Below are 21,536 nucleotides of genomic sequence, written 5' to 3'. Positions count from 1 at the left end.
GGTTGATCAACCGTTTTTGAAGCAGTCGCAGCCCGACGGCCAGTTCTTCTGAAGCGCGGCGCACGGGGCATTTCTTCCGCAGCCTGCGGAACTCGCCCTGCGGGCTCGAACAGTCCTCGGCTGCTCCAGAAACGCCCCATACGCCACGCCGGCCGCAGTGGCTTTCAGACACTGAAGAAACTATTTCATCTGTGATTGGAGACGTTCCGATGAACATGCGACTCACCCAGGCCCCGATCGACACCCTGTGCGCCAACGCCCTGCGCTTCCTCGCCATCGATGCCGTCGAAGCCGCCCAGTCCGGCCACCCCGGCATGCCCATGGGCATGGCCGAGATCGCCGTCGCACTCTGGACCCGGCACCTGCGCCACAACCCCGCCGACCCCGCCTGGCCCGACCGCGACCGCTTCGTACTCTCCAACGGCCACGGCTCCATGCTGCTCTACGCCCTGCTCCAGCTCAGCGGCTACGACCTACCGCTAGACGAACTCAAGCGCTTCCGTCAGCTCGACAGCCGCACGCCCGGCCACCCCGAGGTCGGCCACACCCCGGGCGTCGAGACCACCACCGGCCCGCTCGGCCAGGGCATCACCAACGCTGTCGGCATGGCGCTGGCCGAGAAACTGCTCGCCGCCGAGTTCAACCGCCCCGGCCACGCCATCGTCGACCATCGCACCTGGGTCTTCCTCGGCGACGGCTGCCTGATGGAAGGCATCAGCCATGAGGCCGCCAGCTTCGCCGGCGTGCAGCGCCTGTCCAAGCTCATCTGCCTGTGGGACGACAACCGCATCTCGATCGATGGCAGCGTCGAAGGCTGGTTCGCCGACGACACCCCGGCCCGCTTCCGCGCCTACGGCTGGAACGTCATCGAGGCGGTCGACGGCCACGACGTCGAAGCGGTCGACCGCGCCTTGCGCGAAGCGATCGCCAACGCCGACAACGACATCGGCCCGACGCTGATCTGCTGCCGCACCACCATCGGCCAGGGCAGTCCGGCGCGTGCGGGCACGGCCGATATTCACGGCGCCCCGCTCGGTGCCGACGAGATCGCCGCCACCCGCGCCGCGCTGGGCTGGACGCATGCACCCTTCGACGTTCCCGCCGAGATCCGCAGCGCCTTCGATGCGCGCGCGACCGGTGCCCAGCGGCAGGCCGGATGGCAGCAGCGCTTCGACGCCTATGCCGAAGCCTTCCCCGAGCCGGCCGCCGAGTTCCGCCGCCGCATGGCGGGCGAACTGCCCAGCGCCTTCGGCGTGCTGTCCCACGCCATCCTGCGCGGCGTGAATAACGAGGCGGCGACCGTCGCCACGCGCAAGGCCAGCCAGCAGGCCATCGCCCGCCTGGCACGCGCGCTGCCCGAACTGCTGGGCGGCTCGGCCGACCTCACCCACTCCAACCTCACCGACTGGCCCGGCTGTGGCGCGGTACGGGCCGACACCGCCGGACGCCACATCAACTGGGGCGTGCGCGAGTTCGGCATGGCGGCCGCACTCAACGGCATCGCGCTGCACGGCGGCTTCATCCCCTTCGGCTCCACCTTCCTCGTCTTCTCCGACTACGCCCGCAACGCCATCCGCATGAGCGCGCTGATGAAGCAGCGCGTGGTGTACGTGATGACCCACGACTCGATCGGCCTCGGCGAGGACGGCCCCACCCACCAGCCGGTCGAACACATCCCCAGCCTGCGCCTGATTCCCGGCCTGGACGTATGGCGCCCGTGCGACGCGGTCGAAACCCAGGCCGCCTGGAACGCCGCGGTCACCCGCCGCGACGGACCCACGCTGCTTGCCCTGTCGCGCCAGAACCTGCCGCACCAGACGCGCGACGAGGCCCAGCTGCAGGCGATCGCGCGCGGGGGCTACGTGCTCGCCGACGCACCGCGCCCGGCGCTGGTCGTCATCGCCACCGGATCGGAAGTCGCGCTGGCCATGAGCCTGCGCATGCAGTTGCACGAGCGCGGCATCGCCGCACGCGTGGTGTCGATGCCCTGCACCGCGGCGTTCGACCGCCAGTCCGCCGACTACCGCACCGCCGTGCTGCCGCCGGACGTACCGCGACTGGCGATCGAGGCCGCGCAGCCCGACGGCTGGTGGCGCTACCTGGCCGGCGTCCGCGGCGACGTGGTCGGCATCGCCCGCTTCGGCGAATCGGCCCCCGCCGCCGCGCTGCTGGCGCGCTTCGGCTTCACGCCGCAGACGGTGCTCGACCGCGCCCTCGCCCTGCTCAGCCACGCCTGAACGCTCACCGCCACCCCACCCAATCCAGACCAAGGAGACCCCGATGGACTTCCTGCGCCTGTCCGACATCCCCGCCGCCGAGCTGGCCGGCAAGCGGGTCTTCATCCGCGCCGACTTCAATGTGCCTTTCGATGCCGACGGCGCGCTGTCGGACGACACCCGCATCCGCGCCGCGCTGCCGGGCATTCGCGCCTGCCTCGACGCGGGCGCGGCGGTCATGCTCACCTCCCACCTGGGACGCCCGCGGGAAGGTGCGCTGACCGCCGCCGAATCGCTCGCGCCAGTCGCCAGCCACCTCGCCAAGCTGCTCGGGCAGCCGGTGCCGCTGGTACGCGACTGGACGGACGGCCGCTTCGAACTCGCGCCGGGCGGCATCGTCATGCTCGAGAACTGCCGCGGCAACCCGGGCGAGAAGGCCGACGACCCGGCCCTTGCCGCCCGCATCGCCCGCTTCGTCGACCTCTACGTGAATGACGCCTTCGGCACCGCTCACCGCCGCGAATGCACGCTGCACGCGCTGGCGCTGGCCGCCCCCGTCGCCTGCGCCGGGCCACTGATGACGGCCGAACTCGACGCCCTGGGCCGTGCGCTCGCCCAGCCAGCACGGCCGCTGGCCGCCATCGTCGCCGGCTCCAAGGTGTCGACCAAGCTCACCATTCTCGAGAGCCTGGCCGACAAGGTCGACGTGCTGGTCCTCGGCGGCGGCATCGCCAACACCTTCCTCGCCGCGCGTGGCTGCCCGGTCGGCGCCTCGCTGCACGAGCCCGACCTGCTCGACGCCGCCCGCGCCGTCGAGCGCCGGCTGGCCGAGCATGCCGGTGTGGTCTGGCTGCCCGAGGACGTCGTCGTCGCCGACCGCTTCGCGCCCGACGCGCTCACGCGCACCGTGCATGTCGATGACGTGCCCGAGGGCTGGATGATCCTCGACATTGGCCCGGACAGCCGCGACTCGCTTGCCGACGTGCTGCAGCGCGCCGGCACCATCGTGTGGAACGGCCCGGTGGGCGTGTTCGAGATGGACGCGTTCGCCGCCGGCACGCGCGCGCTCGCCACCGCGGTCGCCGCCAGCCCGGCCTACAGCATCGCTGGCGGTGGCGACACGCTGGCTGCCATCGCGCGCTTCGGCATCACCGAAAACATCGACTACATCTCCACCGGCGGCGGTGCCTTCCTCGAATTCCTCGAGGGTCGCGAACTGCCGGCGCTGGCCGCGCTGCGCGCCCGCGCACGCCCGGCCAGCCGCCGCCTGCCGCCCAAGCCGGTGTTCGAGAACGAGCCCGAACCGGCCTGAACCGTCCCCAGTTCCATCCCAACGCCACCCAACCCCACCGGGAGAACCCCATGGCCATGATCGCCCTGCGCCAGCTGCTCGACCACGCCGCCGAACACGGCTACGGCGTGCCCGCCTTCAACATCAACAACATGGAGCAGATCCACGCCATCATGCTCGCCGCCGAGGCCACCGACAGCCCGGTCATCCTGCAGGCCTCGGCCGGTGCGCGCGGCTATGCCGGCGAGGCCTTCCTGAAGAAGATGGTCGAGGCCGCCGTCGAACAGTGGCCCGACATTCCGATCTGCCTGCACCAGGACCACGGCGCCAGCCCGGCGGTGTGCCAGCAATCGATCCGCAGCGGCTTCACCAGCGTGATGATGGACGGCTCGTTGCGCGAGGACATGAAGACCCCGGCGAGCTACGCCTACAACGTGGACGTCACCCGCCGCGTGGTCGAGATGGCGCACGCGGTAGGCGTGTCGGTGGAGGGCGAACTCGGCTGCCTCGGCTCGCTCGAGACCGGCCAGGCCGGCGAGGAGGACGGCGTCGGCGCCGAAGGCACGCTGGACCACAGCCAGATGCTCACCGACCCTGCCGAGGCCGCCGACTTCGTCGCTGCCACCGGGGTCGACGCGCTGGCGGTGGCCATCGGCACCAGCCACGGCGCCTACAAGTTCTCCCGTCCGCCCACCGGCGACATCCTCGCCATCGACCGCATCGCCGCCATCCACGCCCGCATCCCCGACACCCACCTGGTGATGCACGGCTCCTCCAGCGTGCCGCAGGAATGGCTCGCCATCCTCCGCGAGCATGGCGGCGAGATCGGCGAAACCTATGGCGTGCCGGTCGAGGCCATCGTGCAGGGCATCCGGAGCGGCGTGCGCAAGGTCAACATCGACACCGACCTGCGCCTGGCCATGACCGGCGCGATGCGCCGGCTGATGAGCACCGACCGCAAGGAGTTCGACCCGCGCAAGTTCTTCAAGGCGGCGCGCGACGCCGCGCGCGACATCTGCCGCGCCCGCTTCGAGGCCTTCGGCTGCGCCGGCCACGCCAGCCGCATCAAGCCGCTCCCCCTGGACGTCCTCGCGCGGCGCTACGCTGCCGCACGCTGAAGGCCTCCTCGTTCCCGGACGCGTCGCCAGCGCTCCCCTCGAGCGGCAACCCGTCGGCGCCCCCTCCTCCGCGCCGGCGCGGCACCCGGCGGCGCGTCCCCCTCCTTTCCCTGCCTTCGGGCCTTACGCCCGCTTCCGGTCCCGGAAGCGGGCTCCCTTTTGCCGATCGCGTTCCCGGCCCTCCCCCGCCAGCCGCTCACTGTCCGCGCCCGCGCTTGTCACGGCGCAAGGCGCTGGGCAAGAATGCCGGCTGGCTTGCCCCGGCGGCCGCGCTGCAACCCGACCTTCCGTCCATTACGCCGCCTATCCCATCGCTGCCCATCCCATCGCCGCCGATCTCCATGTCCCTGTTCGAACAGCACCCCCTGCGCCAGACGCTCAACGACGAGGTGCATGCGCGTCCGCCCGTCCCGCTCGACACGCCGGAATACGTCAGCTACCTCGCCTTCCTGCACCACGAAGGCAGCGCGGGTCGCGAGGCCGCGCACCTCGCCTCGCTGGCCGAGCAGTTCGGACTGCGGGAACCCGGCACCGACAGCGGCCACCTGTTCCTCGACACCGGCAGCTTCCGCCTCAAGTGGGAACGGCACAACGAGTTCTCCAGCTACACCTTCTTCCGCCGCATCCAGGCCGGCGACAGCAACGACGAACACGCCCTGCTCGCCGTGCCCGCCGCGTGGCGCAAGGACATCCCGGGCCGGCTCATCGCCGCCACCCACATCGAACTGCGCAACAGCGACGACGTCTCGCCGGAGAGCGTGCTCAACCAGGCCTCGCCGCGCGGCGAAACGCTGGTGGCCGCGCGCGTAGCCGAATGCGCCGGCTGGGTGTTCACCGACTTCCACATCCACGACGGTTTCTCGCGCTTCCTGCTGCTGGACGACGGCCTCACGCCACGCCAGGCCGGCCGCATGGTGCAGCGCCTGGTCGAGATCGAAACCTACCGCGTGATGGCGCTGCTCGCCTTCCCGGTCGCCAAGGAAGTCGGCCGCCTGCTGTCGCGCGCCGAGGACGAGCTCGCCGACCTGATGGACGGCCTCGGCCAGGCCCGCAACACCGAGGACGACCGCGCCATGCTCGGCCGCCTCACGCGGCTCGCCGCCGAAGTGGAGCGCTCGGTGGCACGCACCACCTTCCGTTTCGGCGCCGCCGCCGCCTACTACCGCCTGGTGCAGCAACGCGTCGATGAACTGCGCGAAACCCGGCTCGGCGGCTTCCCCACCATCCGCGAGTTCATGGAGCGTCGGCTCGCTCCCGCCATCGCCACCTGCGCCACCATCGCCCGCCGCCAGGAAGACCTCTCGGGCCGTATCGCGCGCAACTCGCAGCTGCTGCGCACCCGGGTCGACATCGAGCTCGAACGCCAGAACCAGGAACTGCTGGCGCAGATGAACCGCCGCGCCAAGATCCAGCTCCACCTGCAGGAAACGGTGGAGGGCCTGTCGGTGGTCGCCATCACCTACTACGCCTCGCAGCTGGTCAATTACGTCGCCAAGGGCGCCAAGGACTACATCGCCCCCGCCACGCCGGAGGTGATCACCGCGGTGTCGATCCCGGTGATCGCCGGGCTGGTGTTCATGGGACTGAGGCGGATGCGCAAGCTGCTGAGCGAGGAAGAAGGCAGTGGCGTGAATCCGTGACGCAGAGACCCGCTGCGTACCAAGGCTGATCGTCGAACACGGCGGAACCGCAGCCGACGGCGAAGGTCCTCAGTGCATCTGCACCACGGGAGCCGCACCATGTCGTCCCATTCCAGACTGCGCCGCCAGGTCGTCCTCGGCGGCAGTGCGGCGCTGATTTCCGCGCCGCTCGTCGCGGCACAGCGCGCGCTGACGCCCAGCCAGACCGCCGGCCCCTTCTATCCGCTCACGCCACCGCTGCACAAGGACAACGACCTGACCCGGGTCGAGGGCAGCAGCGTTCGCGCCGCCGGTCAGATCGCCGATCTCTCGGGCCGCGTGCTGGACATGGACGGCCGGCCGCTGGCGGGCCTGCGCGTGGAGATCTGGCAGTGCGACGCCAACGGGCGTTACCGTCATCCGCGCGACCGCAGCGACGCCGATGAGGACCCGAACTTCCAGGGCTTCGGCCACACGATCACCGACGCCGAAGGGCGTTACCGCTTCCGCACCATCCGCCCCGTGCCCTACCCGGGGCGCACACCGCACATCCACGCCGCGGTGTTCCAGGAAGGCGCCCGCCCCTTCGTGACCCAGATCTACGTGGCCGGCGAGCCGCTCAACCTGCGCGACGGAATCTTCATGCGCGTGCCCGAGGCCCTGCGCCCGCTGCTGCTCGCGGACTTCGTCCCGGCGGACGATCCGGTCGCGACGCGCTCGGCCGCGTTCGACTTCGTGCTGTCACCGGTGCTGGCGGGGTTGTTCGAGACGCATTCGGCCTGAAGCGAGCGCGGCGAAGGTGGCCGGAATGCTCGGGCTAGAAGGTGATGCGAACCGACGCAGCGCTGCGAACCGCGTCTCCATGGTGAACGGCTTCAATGTTGTTGCCGTCGGGATCGAGCACGAACGCGGCGTAATAACCCGGGTGGTACGGGCGCTCTCCCGGGGCGCCATTGTCCTTGCCACCGTGGTCCAGTGCAGCGCTGTAAAAGGCGTCCACCATGGCCCGGTCCTGCGCCTGAAAGGCCAAGTGATGGCGCCCGGTCAGCCGACCTTGCGCAGCGTCGCTCTCGGCCGTCGAAACGAACAACTCGTCCGCCCAGAAATACTCCTCACTGCTGCCCCCCATGGGAACTCCCAGGACATCGAGGATGGCTGCATAGAAGGCCCTGCTAGCCGAAAGATCACGCACGACCAATTGGATGTGATCGATCAGACGACCGCGATGTAGCTCCTGCGCTTCCACTACCCCTCCTGGTGATGACAATCAACTACCTGTAATAGTAGGTCGGAGGGCTTGGGAATGACAGGCTAGGAGTCTGCGCGGCAGAACTCCAGAGCGTGTTTTTTAGCAGAACGATTGGCGAACCGAGAGGTGCGGCAAGAGACTGAGGCCGTGGTTAAGTTGCTTTGCGACGTCGCGGCGCGCATGCCGGACGGCAACGGGGACAGGTTTGCCCCCTTTTCCCGTCATGCCGTCCTCAATGTGCTCATCCTGCGCAGGTTCAGCGCCATACAGACGAGCTTCCACTCCGCTTTGACGCGCTCCAGGCCCCGCAGGCTGAACTGCCGGAATCCCAACACGTTCTTGATCCAGCCGTTGGGCGGTTCGGCGATCCATTTCCGTTTTCGGTAGGCGCTCTTGCCCGCCTCGCTCTCGAGCTTGTCGGCCATCTGTGCGGTGTGCGGATTGCGTTCGCGGTCGAAACCGAGTCGGCGCTTGCCTTCCCGGCCCAGCGCCACCACCAGTTCGGTCCCGCACCCGTCGAGTTCCCGGAACGTTTGCTCCGAGCGGTAGCCGGTGTCGGCCAGCGCCTGGCGCGGTCGTTGTTCGACGTTGTCGCGCACGGCCTGCAGTACCCCCGCCAGTTGCCCGGCGTCGCTGGCGTTGTTGGTCAGTTCGGCCGCCACGATGATGTGGGCGGTCTCGTCGACCGCCGTCTGGGCGTTGTAGCTCGGATCGAACCCGCCGCCGGCGCGCTTCATGATGCGGCTGTCCGGATCCGTGAAGTTCTCCTGCGCCTTGTCCTCGGGCACTCCAAAGTCGCGCTTGTAGCGCCCGCCCTTCGGTTTGCCGTCACCGCCGCGCGGGCGACGGTCGTCATCGTCGCTGCGCCCGCGCGCCTGATCGGCCTCGCGCTGGCGCTGCTCGAGCCGCGCCCGGGCTTCAGCAATCGCCGTCAGCCGCGCCTCGCGCCGCGCGATCTCGGCCGGCACATCCAGCTCGGGCTCGTTCCGCTCGGCGTCGTCGGCGGCCTTGGCCCGATTGAGCAGCGCCTCGATCTGCCGTTTCAACTCGGCCTCCGCCTTCACCATATGGCCGTAACTCATCGCCTTGTGGCGGCTGGCGTTTGCCTTGACCTTGGTGCCGTCGATGGCCACCGTCCCGAGCTTGACCAGCCCCATCTCGCGGGCCAGTCGTACCACCTGCACGAACAACTCGCTCAGCTCCTTCAAATGGACAGCGCGAAAGTCGCTCAGCGTGCGGTGGGCCGGGAAGTTGTCTGCCGCCAGGACCCGGAACGCCACATCCTCGTGCAGCTTGCGCGCGATCTTGCGCGAACTGAACACGCCCGTGGCGTACGCATACAGCAGCACCTTGACCATCATGGCCGGATGAAACGGCTGGTTGCGCGGTCCGCCACCGGCATACCGGGCGTGGAACGCGCTCAGGTCCAACCCGTCGACCGCGTCGCTGATGAAGTACGCCAAGTGGCCTTCGGGTAGCCACTCCTGCAGCGCCTGGGGCAGCAGCATCTGCTGCTGCGGGCAATAGGGCAGATAGCTCGTCATCTCGACAGTCTACCGGCCCCGAAACGCCCGGGAGGACTTAACTCACCGACGCTTGGCTTCTGCCGCGCAGACTCCTAGTGCGAGGCTATTTGCATCGGGCTCACCAACTCTCTCTACCCGGCACATGGAAGCTTCTTCGGCTGTCATCGACCGCGCTTCGCACGATGCAGCCCTCGGCATGATCGTTGACGAGTCCCATCGCCTGCATAAAGGCATACATGGTCGTCGGGCCGACGAACTTCCAGCCTTGCTTCTTCAACACCTTCGAGAGTGCGATAGACCCGGCCGATGTCGAGGCCGTTTGCGGCGCGGCAAGCTCGCCCGGCGCTGGCTCGAACTGCCAGAAGTAGGCGGCCAGCGACCCCTCGCTGTTCGCCAGTTCAATCGCACGTTGCGCGTTGTTGATGACCGCCTCGATCTTACCCCGATGCCGCACAATGCCTTCATCCTGCAACAGGCGGGCGACGTCGTCCTGCGTAAACCGCGCGATCCGGTTGTAGTCGAAGCCATGGAAAGCCGCCCGGAAGTTCTCCCGCTTCGCGAGGATGGTGCGCCAGCTCAGTCCGGCCTGAAAGCCCTCCAGGCACAGTTTTTCGAACAGCCGAAAGTCGTCATCGACCGGAAACCCCCATTCCCGGTCGTGATACGCAAGGAGCTCAGGCGCCGCGGCACACCAGTGGCACCGTGGTTTCCCGTCAGGCCCTGAAAAGGTGACACTCATCGCTGATTCTCCACGCGTTGCTTCAACAGGAGCGCCCGGCTCCGACCTGGATCCCGCCGACGCGACCACAGAGTCGTTTGGATGCAACACCGCCAGGGCCCTTCACCTCCCATATAATCCCATCTTTGCCAGCAACCCGAGGCCCCACCGTGGCGACGCCCCTTTTCGAAACCTCCATCAAGAGCCTGCCGCTGCTCGGCCGCGGCAAGGTGCGCGACATTTACGCCGTCGACGACGAGAAGCTGCTGATCGTGACCAGCGATCGCCTGTCGGCCTTCGACGTGATCCTGCCCGACCCGATTCCCGACAAGGGCCGCGTGCTGGTGGCGCTGGCGAACTTCTGGTTCGACAAACTCGCACACATCCTGCCGAACCAGCTCACCGGCATCGATCCCGAGACCGTGGTGGCCGCCGACGAACGCGACCAGGTGCGCGGCCGCGCGCTGGTGGTGAAGCGCCTGAAGCCGCTGCCGATCGAGGCGGTGGTGCGCGGCTACGTGATCGGCTCGGGCTGGAAGGACTACCAGGCCACCGGGGCAATCTGCGGCATCGCGCTGCCGGCGGGCCTGCAGCAGGCGGCCAAGCTGCCGGCGCCGATCTTCACGCCCTCGTCCAAGGCCGACATGGGCGAGCACGACGAGAACATCTCCTTCGAGCAGGCGCAGGCACGCTGCGACGCGCTGATGAAGGACGCGCTGGCCGGCACCGGCAAGACCGGCGCCCAGCTGGCTGAGGAAGCGCGCAAGGCGGCGATCGCGCTGTATTCCGAGGCGGCCGACTACGCGGCCAGCCGCGGCATCATCATCGCCGACACCAAGTTCGAGTTCGGCATCGACGCCGCCGGTACGCTGCACCTGATCGACGAGGCGCTGACTCCCGACTCGTCGCGCTTCTGGCCGGCCGACAGCTACCGCGAGGGCATCAGCCCCCCGTCCTTCGACAAGCAGTACGTGCGTGACTACCTGGAAACGCTGGACTGGAACAAGACCGCGCCCGGCCCGAAGCTGCCAGCCGACGTGATCGAGCACACCGCGGGCAAGTACCGCGAGGCCTACGAGCGCCTGACCGGCCAGAAGCTGGCCTGAGCCTCGACGTTCCGCGCGCTGCACGGGCGCGCGGAACAAGAACAACTCCCATTCGCGAACTCGCGAAAGCTGTCCTACTCTAAAGAGCAACCCGACACCGCCACGCGCGGCGGGGCGGTGCGGTGTTTTCCGACCCACGTCCGATCACCGGAGGTTGCCATGGACAAGCCGTTCAACTCCTTGGAGCAGCATTTCCATCTGCCCCACATCCGCGAGGTCGACGCCTCACGGCCGTTCGAGTGGTTGCGCATGGGCTGGAGCGACATGCGCGAGAACCTCGGCGCTAGCCTGTCCTACGGCATCGTGATGGCGGCGATCGGCTACGTGATCCTGTCCTACGCGGCGAACATGCCCTATCTGTTCACCGCGGCCATCTCGGGCTTCTTCCTGATCGGCCCGATCGCCGCCGCCGGGCTGTACGAGATCTCCCGCCGACACGAGCGTGGCGAGCGGGTTTCGCTGATGAGTTCGCTGCGCGGCCTGCGCCGCCACGCCGACAGCATGGCCTATTTCGGCGCCTTCCTCGCGATTGCCCTGATCGGCTGGGAACGCATCTCGGCGATCCTGTTCGCGCTGTTCTACGGAGGGGAGATCACCGACGTATCGAACTTCTTCCGTGACGTGTTCCTGTCGGGCGACTACGTTCACTTCGTCGTCGCCTACCTCGTGGTGGGCGGCGCCCTGGCCGCAGTGGTGTTCTCGCTGTCTGCCATCGCAATCCCGATGATCATGGACCGCGAGACGGACACGGTCACCGCGGCGATGACGAGCCTGCGCGCGGTCGGGCTCAACCTCGGTGCAATGGCCGTGTGGGCGGCGATCATCGTCGGCCTCGTCATGGTCGGCTTCGCCACCATGATGATCGGCATGGTCATCCTGCTGCCCCTGCTAGGCCACACGACCTGGCATGCCTATCGCGAGCTGGTCCACTGAGGGTCCGCTGAGGGTCCACCGACGAAGCCCTGAACCGGGTGCCTGCCCACCGCGGGCGCCATTGGAAACCCTACGGGCGCCGATAGCGGCGCCCGTGCCTTTTTTTGCGGCACAATAGCCTGCAACTCAACCCCATGCAGAGACCTGATTCCATGAACGATGCCGTCGCCAATCCCCTGCTCGACTTCTCGGGCATGCCGCGTTTCGCCGACATCAAGCCGGAACACGTGGAGCCCGCCATCCGCGGCCTGATCGACGAGAACCGCGCACTGATCGAGCACCTCACCGCCGACCCCGCCACCCCGAGCTGGGACGACTTCGTCAGCCCGATGGACGAGGCCGGCGAGCGCCTCGGCCGCGCCTGGGGCGTGGTCGGCCATCTGCACAGCGTGTTCGACGTGCCCGAATGGCGCGAGGCCTACAACGCGATGCTGCCCGAGATCTCGCGTTTCTACGCCGAGGTCGGGCAGAACCTGGCGCTGTTCCAGAAGTACAAGGCGCTGCACGACAGCCCCGAGTTCGCCACCCTGTCGCCGGTGCGACAGCGCATTCTGGAGCACGCGCTGCGCGACTTCCGCCTTTCCGGCGCCGAGTTGCCCGACGACCAGAAACCGCGCTTCCAGGAAATCCAGGAAGCGCAATCCCAGCTCGCCGCCAAGTTCTCCGAGAACCTGCTCGACGCCACCAACGCCCACGCCGAGTGGATCGCCGACGAGGCTGGCCTTGCCGGCATCCCCGAGGATGCGCGCGAGGCCGCCCGCGCCGCCGCCGAGGCGGAAGGCAAGGAAGGCTGGAAGTTCACCCTGCAGATGCCCTCCTATCTGCCGGTGCTGCAGTACGCCGACGACCGCGCACTGCGCGCGCGCATGTACCGCGCCTACGCCACCCGCGCCTCCGAGCTCGGCAAGCCGGAATTGGACAACGGCCCGCTCATCGGCCGCATCCTGGCGCTGCGCGACGAGGAAGCGCGCATGCTCGGCTACCGGAACTTCGCCGAGGTCTCGCTGGTGCCCAAGATGGCCGACACGCCGGAGCAGGTGCTCGGCTTCCTGCACGACCTCGCCGCCAAGGCCAAACCCTTCGCCGAGAAGGACCTGGAAGAGCTGAAAGCCTTTGCCAAGGCCGAGCTGGGTCTGGACACCCTCGAGCCCTGGGACGTGGCCTACGCCTCCGAAAAACTGCGCCAGGCGCGCTACGCCTACTCCGATCAGGAGGTGAAACAGTACTTCCCCGAGCCCAAGGTGCTCGACGGCCTGTTCGGCGTGATCCGCACCTTGTATCGCGTCGACATCCTCCCCGACGAGGCACCGAGCTGGGACCCGGACGTGCGCTTCTTCCGCATTGAGAAGGAGGGTGCGAACGGACCGGAACTCGTCGGCCACTTCTACCTCGACCTGCATACACGCAGCACCAAGCGTGGCGGCGCGTGGATGGACTCGGCGCGCAGCCGCCACCGCAACACCTGGGGCAGCGACACGCCGGTCGCCTACCTGGTGTGCAACTTCCCCGGCCCGGTGGGCGGCAAACCCGCCACCTTCACCCACGACGATGTGCTCACGCTGTTCCACGAGTGCGGCCATGGCCTGCACCACTTGCTCACTCAGGTGGACGAGCTCGCGGTGTCCGGCATCCACGGCGTGGAATGGGACGCGGTCGAGCTGCCCAGCCAGTTCATGGAGAACTTCTGCTGGGAGTGGGACGTGCTGCAGGGCATGACCGCGCACGTCGACACCGGCGCGCCACTGCCGCGCGCGCTCTACGACAAGATGATCGCCGCCAAGAACTTCCAGAGCGGCATGCAGACCGTGCGCCAGCTCGAGTTCTCGATGTTCGACCTGCGCCTGCACAGTGAGCTGGATGCCTCCGCCGGCCCGGTGCCGATCGAGCGCGTGATGGCCCTGCTCGACGAGGTCCGCCGCGAGGTGGCGGTGATGATCCCGCCCGCCTGGCACCGCTTCCCGCACAGCTTCTCGCACATCTTCGCCGGCGGCTATGCGGCGGGCTACTACAGCTACAAGTGGGCCGAGGTGCTGTCGGCCGACGCCTTCGAAGCCTTCGAGGAAGCCGGCGCGGGCCGTGGCAGCCTGCTCGACCCCGAGACCGGTGAGCGCTTCTGGCGCGAGATCCTCGCCGTCGGCGGCAGCCGCCCGGCGCTGGAGTCCTTCAAGGCCTTCCGTGGCCGCGAGCCCAGGGTGGACGCGCTGCTGCGTCACAGCGGCATGGTGGCGCAGGCATGAAGATCGCCACCTGGAACGTTAACTCCCTGAAGGTCCGCCTGCCGCACGTCCTCGACTGGCTGGCGGCCAACAAGCCCGACGCGCTGTGCCTGCAGGAACTCAAGCTCGAGGACAAGGCCTTCCCGGTCGCCGAGCTGGAGGCGGCCGGCTACCACGCCGTCTTCGTCGGCCAGAAGACCTACAACGGCGTCGCCATCCTCAGCCCGCGGCCGATCGACGAGGCCAGCGTGGTGCGCAACATCCCCGGCTTCGAGGACGAACAGAAGCGCGTCATCGCCGCCACGATCGACGGGGTACGCGTGGTGTGCGGCTACTTCCCCAACGGCCAGGCGGTAGGGTCGGACAAGTTCGAGTACAAGCTGCGCTGGCTCGCCGCGCTCACCGACTGGCTGCGCGAGGAACTGACGACGCACGAGCGCCTGGTGCTGGCCGGCGACTTCAACATCGCCCCCGAGGACCGCGACGCCCACCCCGACTGGAAGGACGAGATCCACGTGTCCGAGCCCGAGCGCGCCGCCTTCCGCGCGCTGCAGGATCTCGGCCTGATCGACGCCTTCCGCCTGTTCGAGCAGCCCGAGCGCGCGTTCTCGTGGTGGGACTACCGGATGATGGCCTTCCGCCGCAACTTCGGCCTGCGCATCGACCATTTGCTGGTATCGCCCGCGCTGCGCGAAGCCTGCCGCGGCTGTGTGGTCGACAAGGAACCGCGCCGCCTGGAACGCCCCTCGGACCACGCGCCGGTGGTGCTGGACCTGGCGCTGGGCGCGTGACGGCGTCCCGTCCGGTTGCAATCCGTACGACAATGTGCCGATGAGTTCGAACGCCGCGCCCGGCTCCGTGCCGATGACCGAAACCGAGCGTCTGGAAAGCCGCTACCCGGTTCTGGCCGCTCTGTCCGCACCCGCGCGCGCGCATCTGCTGAAGAGTGCCCAATGGATGCGCGTGCCCGCCGGCGCGATGCTGTTCGACGACCGCCAGGCCTGCGAGGGCTTCCCCTTCGTGGTCGAGGGCACGGTACGGGTCAGCAAATGCGCGGCGAGCGGGCGCGAGCTGCCGCTGTACCGCGTGGGGCCGGGCGAGACCTGCATCATCTCCTCGTCCTGCCTGCTCGGCCACGAGGACTACAACGCGCGCGGCGTGACCGAGTCCGACACCTTGCTGATGCTGCTGCCCGAGGCCGTGTTCGACGAGATGATGGCCGAGCGCCCGTTCCGCGATTTCGTGTTCCACCTGTTCGCCGAACGCATCGCCGACCTGATGCAGCTGATCGAGGAAGTGGCCTTTCGCAAGCTGGACCAACGCCTGGCCGCACTGCTGCTGGGCAAGGGTCGGCTGCTGCACGTCACCCACCAGCAGCTCGCCGACGAGCTCGGCAGCGTGCGCGAGATCGTCAGCCGGCTGCTGAAGAGCTTTGCCGACCAGGGGCTGGTGCGGCTGGGACGCGAGCAGGTCGAGATCCTCGATCCGGCCGGCCTGCGCCGGCTGTCGGCCGAAGGCTCAGTCAAGGCCTGAGCGTCGTGCCGGGCGCACCGGCCGCACATGACATCGACGTTCTTCGCAAAATGCCGGCGGGCCATCTATCCTGCAAGGGCTATGTAACCATGGTTACAGACGGCCGACGGGCCGGCGTGATCCAATCGCGCCACTGTCCCATCCCTGCAAGGAGCAACTCATGAAGACGAATGTTGGCGGCATCGACAAGATCCTGCGTATCCTGGTCGGCATCGCGCTGATCGCCTGGGCGCTGATGGGCGGCCCGGTGTGGGCGTGGATCGGCATCCTGCCGCTGGTCACCGGCGCAATGGGCTGGTGCCCGGCCTACACCCTGCTCGGCATGAACACCTGCCCGCTGAACAAGAAGTAAGCGGCACTCACCGCAGAATGCAGAAAGCCGGCTTGATGCCGGCTTTTCTCTTTTGGGGCGCGGCACTCGCCTTCCGGCGTGGATCAGCCGCGCGCGCTGCAGTGGTTGGCGATGGCGACGAACTGCTCCACCGACAGCTTCTCGCCGCGCAGACTCGGATCGATGCCGAGCGCCGCGAAGTCGGCATCGCCCATGTAGTCGCGCAGCGTGTTCTTCAATGTCTTGCGGCGCTGGCCGAAGGCGGCGGTGACGATCTTGCCCAACAGCGTCTCGTCCTGCGCCCCCAGCTGATCCTTGGGCAGCGGCGCCATGCGCACGATGCTGGACATGACCTTGGGGGCGGGACGGAAGGCCCCCGGCGGCACGTCGAACATCCGGCCCATGCGAAAGCGGTACTGCAGCATCACCGACAGGCGGCCGTACTCCTCGGTGCCCGGCTCGGCCACCATGCGCATCACCACTTCCTTCTGCAGCATGAAGGTCATGTCCTTCACACGGTCGGCGTACTCGGCCAGATGGAAGAGGATGGGCGTGGAGATGTTGTAGGGCAGATTGCCGACGATGCGCAGTGGCTGGTCGCCGCCCGCGCACAGGCTGCTGAAATCGAACTTGAGCGCATCGCCTTCGTGCACCGTGATCTGCGCGGGCGCATAGGTCTCGTGCAGGCGGGCGATCAGGTCGCGGTCGATCTCGACCACGTGCAGGTGCCCGAGGCGCTCGATCAGCGGCGCCGTCATGGCGCCCAGGCCGGGGCCGATCTCGACCATCAGCTCGCGCGGCTGCGGCCGGATGGCGTCGATGATCTTGCGGATGATGTTGGGGTCGGACAGGAAGTTCTGGCCGAAGCGCTTGCGGGCGCGATGGCCGTCGGTCTCGAAGTCTTGCATGGGCGTCCTTGTCGTGTCGCTCAGCGCGCGGCGCGCGCGGCGCGCGTGGCGACCATCGTCGCGGCCAGGTCCAGGGCGGCGAACAGGCTGCCGGGGTCGGCCTTGCCGCTGCCGGCCAGGTCCAGCGCCGTACCGTGGTCCACCGAGGTACGGATGATCGGCAGGCCCAGCGTGACATTGACGCCGCCGCCGAAGCTCGCGTGCTTGAGCACCGGCAGGCCCTGGTCGTGATACATGGCCAGCACCGCGTCGCCCTGCGCCAGCGTGTGCGGCACGAACAGCGTGTCCGCCGGCAGCGGGCCGATGAGTTGCATGCCTTCGGCGCGCAGGCGCTCGAGCACCGGGATGATGACGTCGATTTCCTCGCGCCCCATGTGCCCGCCCTCGCCCGCATGCGGGTTGAGCCCGGCGACGAGGATGCGCGGCGCGGCGATGCCGAAGTGGCGTACGAGATCCGTATGCAGGATACGGATCGTTTCTTCCAGCGCCGGCGCCGTGACAGCCGCCGGCACCTGCGCGAGCGGCAGGTGGGTGGTGACGAGCGCCACCCGCATGCCGCCACCGACCAGCATCATCACGACGCGTGGCGTGTGGGTGTGCTCGGCGAGGTACTCGGTGTGGCCGCTGAAAGGCATCGCATCGGGCGCACCCAGGCTCTCGCAGATCACGCCCTTATGCACCGGGGCGGTGACCATGGCGGCGAATTCGCCTTCCATGCAGCCCTTGATGGCGCGATCCAGAAGCTCGAGCACATAGCGCCCGTTTGCGGCATCCAGCACCCCGGGCCGGGACGGCCGGGCGAGCGGAACATGCAGGACCGGCAGCGCGCCGTCCGGCGACGCCTGCCCTTCCCAAGGCACGAAGCGCAGCGGACTGCCGGTGAGCGCGGCGCGTGCGCGCAAGAGATCGATGTCGCCAAGGATGACCGGCGTCACCGGCCATTCGCGCCCGGCCAGGCGCGCGCACAACTCGGGCCCTACGCCAGCCGGCTCGCCACTGGTGACGGCGACGACCGGCTTCGCGCCACGGCCTGTGGTCATTCGCGCTCCAGGCGCAGGTCGACGTAGGTGCTGTCGCGGAGCTGGCGCAGCCAGTCCTCGTAGGCTTCTTCCGCCTTGCGGTCACGCAGTGCGGCACGGGCGGCATTGCGCTTGCGCTCGTCGGTGACGTCCTGCACGCGGCGCTCGACGACCTGGATCAGGTGCCAGCCGAAGGGAGACTTCACCGGGGCGCTGACTTCGCCCGGCTGCAGCGCGTTCATCGCGCGCTCGAACTCGGGCACGGTGTCGCCCGGGTTCAGCCAGCCGAGATCGCCGCCCTTGGCGGCGGACAGGTCGGCCGAACTGGCCTTGGCCAGCTCGCCGAAATCGGCGCCATTGACCACGCGCTCGCGGATGCCCAGCAGGCGCGCTTCGGCGTCCGTGTCGGACAGCACCTCGGAGGTCTTGATCAGGATATGGCGCGCCCGCGTCTGCTCGAGCTTTGCCACCGCCGCATCGCCACCGCCACGGCGATCGACGAGGCGGACGATGTGCAGGCCGGACGCGCTGCGCAGCACCTGCGAAGTCTCGCCCGGACGCATGTTGCGAACCGCCTCGGCGAACAGCGCCGGCAGGCGGTCGAGCGGACGCCAGCCCAGACTGCCGCCCGACAGGCCATCGGGTGCGTCCGACACCTCGGCGGCGACGCGGGCGAAGTCCTCGCCCGAGCGCAGTCGGGCCATGACGCCTTCGGCGCGCGCGCGCAGGGCCTCGATCTGCTGCGGCGAAGCCTGCTCCGGGGCGCGCAGCAGGATGTGGGCGACCTCGAACTCCTGGCCCGAGAAGGCGTCGGGATTGCTGGCGAGGAAGTTGTCGATCTCGGCGTCGGTCACGACGACCTTGCTGTCCACCTCGCGCTCGCGCAGGCGGGTCAGCAGGATCTCGGTGCGGATCTCGTCGCGGAACCGCGACCACGTCACGCCGTCCTTCGCCAACGCCTCGCGCAACTGCTCGGCGCTCAGGCGGTTGTTGGCAGCAATACGGTCGATCGCACGCTCGAGCGTGGCGTCATCGACGCGCAGCGAGGTTTCGCGCGCCAGTTGCAGCTGGGCACGCTCGACGATCAGCCGCTCCAGCAACTGGCGTTCGAGCACGTCTGCCGGCGGCAGCTGGACCCCCTGGCGCTGGAGCTGGCGCACGGCCTGGTCGACACGCGCCCGCAGTTGCAGGGCAGTGACCACTTCGTTGTTGACGACCGCGACGATGCGATCGACTTCGACCGGCCGCGGTGCGGCATGCAACGGCAGACTCAAGGCCAGGCTGCACAGGCCGGCGGCAAGCAGCAAACGGGGACGGGACAGGTTACGGTTCATGGTGTGATTTTGAGGGGTGACTCGCACGGATTCAGTCGACACCGAACACGCGGTCGGCCGAAGAGGCGTTGATCTTGCCATAGCCCGGCACGCTGCGCGTGAGCAGGCTGAGCGGGTTGGAGCCGATGCCTGCCAGATCGTTGAGCTCGAGCTGGACGTAGATGGCCTGTGAAACGTCGTCGCGTTCGATCGCGAAGCGGTGTACCGCCACCCTGAACGCCCAGCAGCCGCCATCGTACTCAAGGCCACCGACAGCTTCGGTGACACGGTTCTCCAGCAGGGACCGCGTCACGCGCCCCACGCCGTACCACCCATTGCCTATGGGCCACTGCCCCGAAACATCGACATCCTCCATTCCCTCAATGATGAAACCATCGAGGTTGAGACGTGCATTCGGCGCATAGCGATAGCTGACGTTCAGCACCTTCGCGTAGTCCGGCTGGTAACGGACATTCGCATTGAAGCGCTCGGTGCTGCTTTCGCTGGGGTTGTATTGCAAGTAGGAGTCGACCGAGATCTCCTTCGAGATCCGACCTCCGAGGCCAGCGAGAATGTCGGCCCGACTGGATGTTCGCGGCTCCTCGATTTCGACGGTGCGCAGCGATCCGTTGCGTGGAACAAGATAGTTGCGCGTAACCCGCTGATCGTCGAAATAGTAGCGCTGGCCGAAAATCGCCCTGAGACGTTCGACCCCGGTCTCGGCGTCGATCAACCTCGATGTGACCGCCGCGGTCAGGTCGTTAGCATCACCGATACGGTCCTTGCCCGAGTAGCGGTTCTCGGCGAACATCTGTGCGAACCCCACATCGAACTCGCTGGTGTCGAACAGCGGGATCTGGGCCTGATCGCGATACGGTACGTTCAGGTAGTACAGGCGTGGCTCGAGGGTCTGGAGAAAATCGCTCCCGAAAAAACTCGCTTGACGCTCGAAGATCAAGCCTGCATCCACGGAGGTGATTGGCACCGAGCGCGTGATGGAGTCATCCAGATTGGGATGGTCCACAGGTCGATCCAGCGTGTACTGGCTCAAGTGGGCACCAACCTTGGGCGTGAGGAACCACGCGCTGCCCTGCAGCGGCAACGAAAGGCTCGGGTAAGCCGTCAAGCGGTCACCCTCGGTATTTGTCTCACGCTTGTGCTCGAAGCGTACGAACTCGGCGTCCAGCTTTGCATTGAGACCCAGGGGCAGGTCCGGCCTCAGGGCAGAGAACAGCAGTTGCGGCACCCGGCGGTAAGGGCCGTAGTTTTTACTATCCGGATCGGGGCTCAACGGCTGATAACTCTGCACCCGCGCTGAAGCGCGCCACCACTGCCCCCCTGTGTAGGACAGCGTCGCCTGCCGAAGCAAGTTCTTGGTTGAAACCGTCCCGATGCGGGATGAAAGATCCTCGAAGTAAGTGTCGTCCGAAACCGAGTTGAAATCGAGCGTGGCATAAAGCTGCGGCGTGATGCGATGCTGGTGCTGAATCGACGCCAGTCTGCGCTCCTCGCCGGTGAGGTTGTCCTTCGCCATCCACTCGACCCGGGACTCGCCACGGTAGGTTTCGTTCAGGTAGCGGAACTCACCGCCGAGCTGCATGCCGCGCCGGCTCATCAGGCGCGGCGTGATCGTCGCGTCGTAGTTGGGGGCGATGTTCCAGTAGTAGGGCACCGCCAGGTCCGCGCCGGTCTTGTTCGAGGAGCCGAAGGTGGGCGGCAGCAGACCGGACTGGCGCTGGCCCGAGAGCGGAAACTCGGCCCAGGGCATCCAGAAGATGGGGACGTCCTGGAACACGATCGAGCCGCCCTGCGCGGTGCCGACCTGACGGTCATAGTCGAGCTCGAGTTCGCGCGCCTTGATGTACCAGTCGGGGTCGCTCGCCTGGCAGGTGGACCAGGTGGCGTTCTTGAGGCGGTACTGGTTCTCGCCTTCGAGCCGGAGCACATCGGCACTTCCGCTGCCGGAGACCGGGCGGGCGCTTTCACCGGCCGCGGTCGGAGCCCGATCACGGGTCAAGGTGTAAGCCGGCGTATCGAACTGGCCGGTGCTCTCGCCGATGACCAGCGTGGCCTTCGGCCCGGTGATCGTGTCCTGGCCGGCACGCAGCACGACGTTGCCTTCGGCCACGGCCTCATCCACCGGCTCGCGGTAGGTGACGCGATCGGCGGTCAGCACGGTGTCGTCGCGCTGCAGCTCGGCATCGCCGTCCGCCACGAGTTCGACACTGCGCGTACCGAGGATGCGCTGGGCCTTGATCAGCGTGTCCCCCGCGGCCAGCGACGGGTCCTGGGAAGCCACGGGCTTCGGCGCGGGTCCGCGTTCGACAGCGGTCCGGGGCGCGGAAGCGGGCGGAGTGCCGGCGCGCGCAGCGTCCGTGGCTGCGGAGGCCGGCGCAGCACGGGGGGCCGGCGCGGATCGCGTCGCAGGCGCGGGCTGCGC

General features: G+C 68.0%; 18 protein-coding genes. 11 read left to right on the top strand and 7 right to left on the bottom strand.

The features are described from left to right. Nucleotides 1-209 precede the first annotated feature (209 nt). From tkt to C664_RS14730, 5 genes are all read left to right on the top strand, one after another. Nucleotides 210-2,237, top strand: a complete 2,028-nt coding sequence (gene tkt / locus C664_RS14750; protein WP_004262955.1) for a transketolase — start codon at nucleotides 210-212, stop codon at nucleotides 2,235-2,237. Between the two features lie 43 nt (nucleotides 2,238-2,280). Next, nucleotides 2,281-3,528, top strand: coding sequence for a phosphoglycerate kinase (locus C664_RS14745; RefSeq protein ID WP_004262953.1), 1,248 nt, complete (start codon nucleotides 2,281-2,283; stop codon nucleotides 3,526-3,528). 50 nt (nucleotides 3,529-3,578) lie between these two features. Then, the gene (fba, locus tag C664_RS14740) at nucleotides 3,579-4,625 is read left to right on the top strand and encodes a class II fructose-bisphosphate aldolase (protein WP_004262951.1); all 1,047 of its coding nucleotides are present in this window, start codon (nucleotides 3,579-3,581) and stop codon (nucleotides 4,623-4,625) included. Nucleotides 4,626-4,966: 341 nt separating this feature from the next. Further along, nucleotides 4,967-6,265 carry a DUF3422 family protein gene (locus C664_RS14735; RefSeq protein WP_004262949.1) on the top strand — a complete coding sequence of 433 codons (1,299 nt, stop codon included), beginning with the start codon at nucleotides 4,967-4,969 and terminating at the stop codon, nucleotides 6,263-6,265. 99 nt (nucleotides 6,266-6,364) lie between these two features. Then, the gene (locus C664_RS14730) at nucleotides 6,365-7,027 is read left to right on the top strand and encodes a dioxygenase family protein (protein ID WP_004262947.1); all 663 of its coding nucleotides are present in this window, start codon (nucleotides 6,365-6,367) and stop codon (nucleotides 7,025-7,027) included. 34 nt (nucleotides 7,028-7,061) lie between these two features. On the opposite strand, the gene C664_RS14725 is transcribed toward C664_RS14730, so the two are convergent. From C664_RS14725 to C664_RS14715, 3 genes are all read right to left on the bottom strand, one after another. Beyond that, nucleotides 7,062-7,490 (bottom strand): VOC family protein, encoded by a 429-nt coding sequence (locus C664_RS14725; protein ID WP_004262946.1) that lies wholly within the window; start codon nucleotides 7,488-7,490, stop codon nucleotides 7,062-7,064. A 224-nt stretch (nucleotides 7,491-7,714) separates the two neighbouring features. Then, nucleotides 7,715-9,037, bottom strand: a complete 1,323-nt coding sequence (locus tag C664_RS14720; RefSeq protein WP_004251208.1) for an IS1182 family transposase — start codon at nucleotides 9,035-9,037, stop codon at nucleotides 7,715-7,717. Nucleotides 9,038-9,137: 100 nt separating this feature from the next. Then, nucleotides 9,138-9,758: a DNA-3-methyladenine glycosylase I gene (locus C664_RS14715; protein ID WP_004262944.1), complete on the bottom strand. Its 621-nt coding sequence runs from the start codon at nucleotides 9,756-9,758 to the stop codon at nucleotides 9,138-9,140. A 149-nt stretch (nucleotides 9,759-9,907) separates the two neighbouring features. Here C664_RS14715 and C664_RS14710 point away from each other — a divergent pair, with 149 nt between their 5' ends. From C664_RS14710 to C664_RS14685, 6 genes are all read left to right on the top strand, one after another. Continuing rightward, nucleotides 9,908-10,843: a phosphoribosylaminoimidazolesuccinocarboxamide synthase gene (locus tag C664_RS14710; RefSeq protein ID WP_004262942.1), complete on the top strand. Its 936-nt coding sequence runs from the start codon at nucleotides 9,908-9,910 to the stop codon at nucleotides 10,841-10,843. A 159-nt stretch (nucleotides 10,844-11,002) separates the two neighbouring features. Next, on the top strand, nucleotides 11,003-11,776 hold the full coding sequence (locus C664_RS14705; RefSeq protein WP_004262940.1) for a DUF2189 domain-containing protein: 774 nt from the start codon (nucleotides 11,003-11,005) through the stop codon (nucleotides 11,774-11,776). 152 nt (nucleotides 11,777-11,928) lie between these two features. Continuing rightward, on the top strand, nucleotides 11,929-14,013 hold the full coding sequence (locus C664_RS14700) for a M3 family metallopeptidase (protein ID WP_004262938.1): 2,085 nt from the start codon (nucleotides 11,929-11,931) through the stop codon (nucleotides 14,011-14,013). Continuing rightward, nucleotides 14,010-14,783 (top strand): exodeoxyribonuclease III, encoded by a 774-nt coding sequence (gene xth, locus C664_RS14695; RefSeq protein WP_004262934.1) that lies wholly within the window; start codon nucleotides 14,010-14,012, stop codon nucleotides 14,781-14,783. The genes C664_RS14700 and xth overlap by 4 nt, the downstream gene beginning before the upstream one ends. A 40-nt stretch (nucleotides 14,784-14,823) precedes the next feature. Then, the gene (locus tag C664_RS14690; RefSeq protein WP_004262931.1) at nucleotides 14,824-15,525 is read left to right on the top strand and encodes a Crp/Fnr family transcriptional regulator; all 702 of its coding nucleotides are present in this window, start codon (nucleotides 14,824-14,826) and stop codon (nucleotides 15,523-15,525) included. A gap of 160 nt (nucleotides 15,526-15,685) precedes the next feature. Continuing rightward, complete coding sequence (locus C664_RS14685; RefSeq protein WP_004262927.1) at nucleotides 15,686-15,877, top strand: YgaP family membrane protein; 192 nt, start codon at nucleotides 15,686-15,688, stop codon at nucleotides 15,875-15,877. 83 nt (nucleotides 15,878-15,960) lie between these two features. Here the strand turns inward: C664_RS14685 and rsmA are convergent, their stop codons facing one another. The 4 genes from rsmA to C664_RS14665 are packed head-to-tail and all read right to left on the bottom strand — an operon-like array spanning nucleotide 15,961 to nucleotide 21,395. After that, nucleotides 15,961-16,764 carry a 16S rRNA (adenine(1518)-N(6)/adenine(1519)-N(6))-dimethyltransferase RsmA gene (rsmA, locus tag C664_RS14680; RefSeq protein ID WP_004262925.1) on the bottom strand — a complete coding sequence of 268 codons (804 nt, stop codon included), beginning with the start codon at nucleotides 16,762-16,764 and terminating at the stop codon, nucleotides 15,961-15,963. 20 nt (nucleotides 16,765-16,784) lie between these two features. Further along, nucleotides 16,785-17,804, bottom strand: a complete 1,020-nt coding sequence (pdxA, locus tag C664_RS14675; protein WP_004262923.1) for a 4-hydroxythreonine-4-phosphate dehydrogenase PdxA — start codon at nucleotides 17,802-17,804, stop codon at nucleotides 16,785-16,787. Further along, nucleotides 17,801-19,117, bottom strand: coding sequence for a peptidylprolyl isomerase (locus C664_RS14670; protein WP_038011997.1), 1,317 nt, complete (start codon nucleotides 19,115-19,117; stop codon nucleotides 17,801-17,803). The genes pdxA and C664_RS14670 overlap by 4 nt, the downstream gene beginning before the upstream one ends. Nucleotides 19,118-19,148: 31 nt before the next feature. Next, nucleotides 19,149-21,395: an LPS-assembly protein LptD gene (locus C664_RS14665; RefSeq protein WP_083483102.1), complete on the bottom strand. Its 2,247-nt coding sequence runs from the start codon at nucleotides 21,393-21,395 to the stop codon at nucleotides 19,149-19,151. Nucleotides 21,396-21,536: the final 141 nt, after the last annotated feature.

Source organism: Thauera sp. 63, assembly GCF_000310165.2.
GTDB lineage: Bacteria > Pseudomonadota > Gammaproteobacteria > Burkholderiales > Rhodocyclaceae > Thauera > Thauera humireducens.
This window is presented reverse-complemented; position numbering and strand designations above follow the sequence as displayed.

What these genes read in the sequence shown, in the direction of transcription:
- C664_RS14730 (WP_004262947.1), top strand. Translation starts at nt 6,365, where the DNA reads ATGTCGTCCCATTCCAGACTGCGCCGCCAGGTCGTCCTCGGCGGCAGT.
- C664_RS14685 (WP_004262927.1), top strand. Translation starts at nt 15,686, where the DNA reads ATGAAGACGAATGTTGGCGGCATCGACAAGATCCTGCGTATCCTGGTC.
- xth (WP_004262934.1), top strand. Translation starts at nt 14,010, where the DNA reads ATGAAGATCGCCACCTGGAACGTTAACTCCCTGAAGGTCCGCCTGCCG.
- C664_RS14715 (WP_004262944.1), bottom strand. Translation starts at nt 9,758, where the DNA reads ATGAGTGTCACCTTTTCAGGGCCTGACGGGAAACCACGGTGCCACTGG.
- rsmA (WP_004262925.1), bottom strand. Translation starts at nt 16,764, where the DNA reads ATGCAAGACTTCGAGACCGACGGCCATCGCGCCCGCAAGCGCTTCGGC.
- tkt (WP_004262955.1), top strand. Translation starts at nt 210, where the DNA reads ATGAACATGCGACTCACCCAGGCCCCGATCGACACCCTGTGCGCCAAC.
- C664_RS14705 (WP_004262940.1), top strand. Translation starts at nt 11,003, where the DNA reads ATGGACAAGCCGTTCAACTCCTTGGAGCAGCATTTCCATCTGCCCCAC.
- C664_RS14690 (WP_004262931.1), top strand. Translation starts at nt 14,824, where the DNA reads ATGAGTTCGAACGCCGCGCCCGGCTCCGTGCCGATGACCGAAACCGAG.
- fba (WP_004262951.1), top strand. Translation starts at nt 3,579, where the DNA reads ATGGCCATGATCGCCCTGCGCCAGCTGCTCGACCACGCCGCCGAACAC.
- pdxA (WP_004262923.1), bottom strand. Translation starts at nt 17,804, where the DNA reads ATGACCACAGGCCGTGGCGCGAAGCCGGTCGTCGCCGTCACCAGTGGC.
- C664_RS14735 (WP_004262949.1), top strand. Translation starts at nt 4,967, where the DNA reads ATGTCCCTGTTCGAACAGCACCCCCTGCGCCAGACGCTCAACGACGAG.
- C664_RS14700 (WP_004262938.1), top strand. Translation starts at nt 11,929, where the DNA reads ATGAACGATGCCGTCGCCAATCCCCTGCTCGACTTCTCGGGCATGCCG.
- C664_RS14720 (WP_004251208.1), bottom strand. Translation starts at nt 9,037, where the DNA reads ATGACGAGCTATCTGCCCTATTGCCCGCAGCAGCAGATGCTGCTGCCC.
- C664_RS14745 (WP_004262953.1), top strand. Translation starts at nt 2,281, where the DNA reads ATGGACTTCCTGCGCCTGTCCGACATCCCCGCCGCCGAGCTGGCCGGC.
- C664_RS14670 (WP_038011997.1), bottom strand. Translation starts at nt 19,117, where the DNA reads ATGAACCGTAACCTGTCCCGTCCCCGTTTGCTGCTTGCCGCCGGCCTG.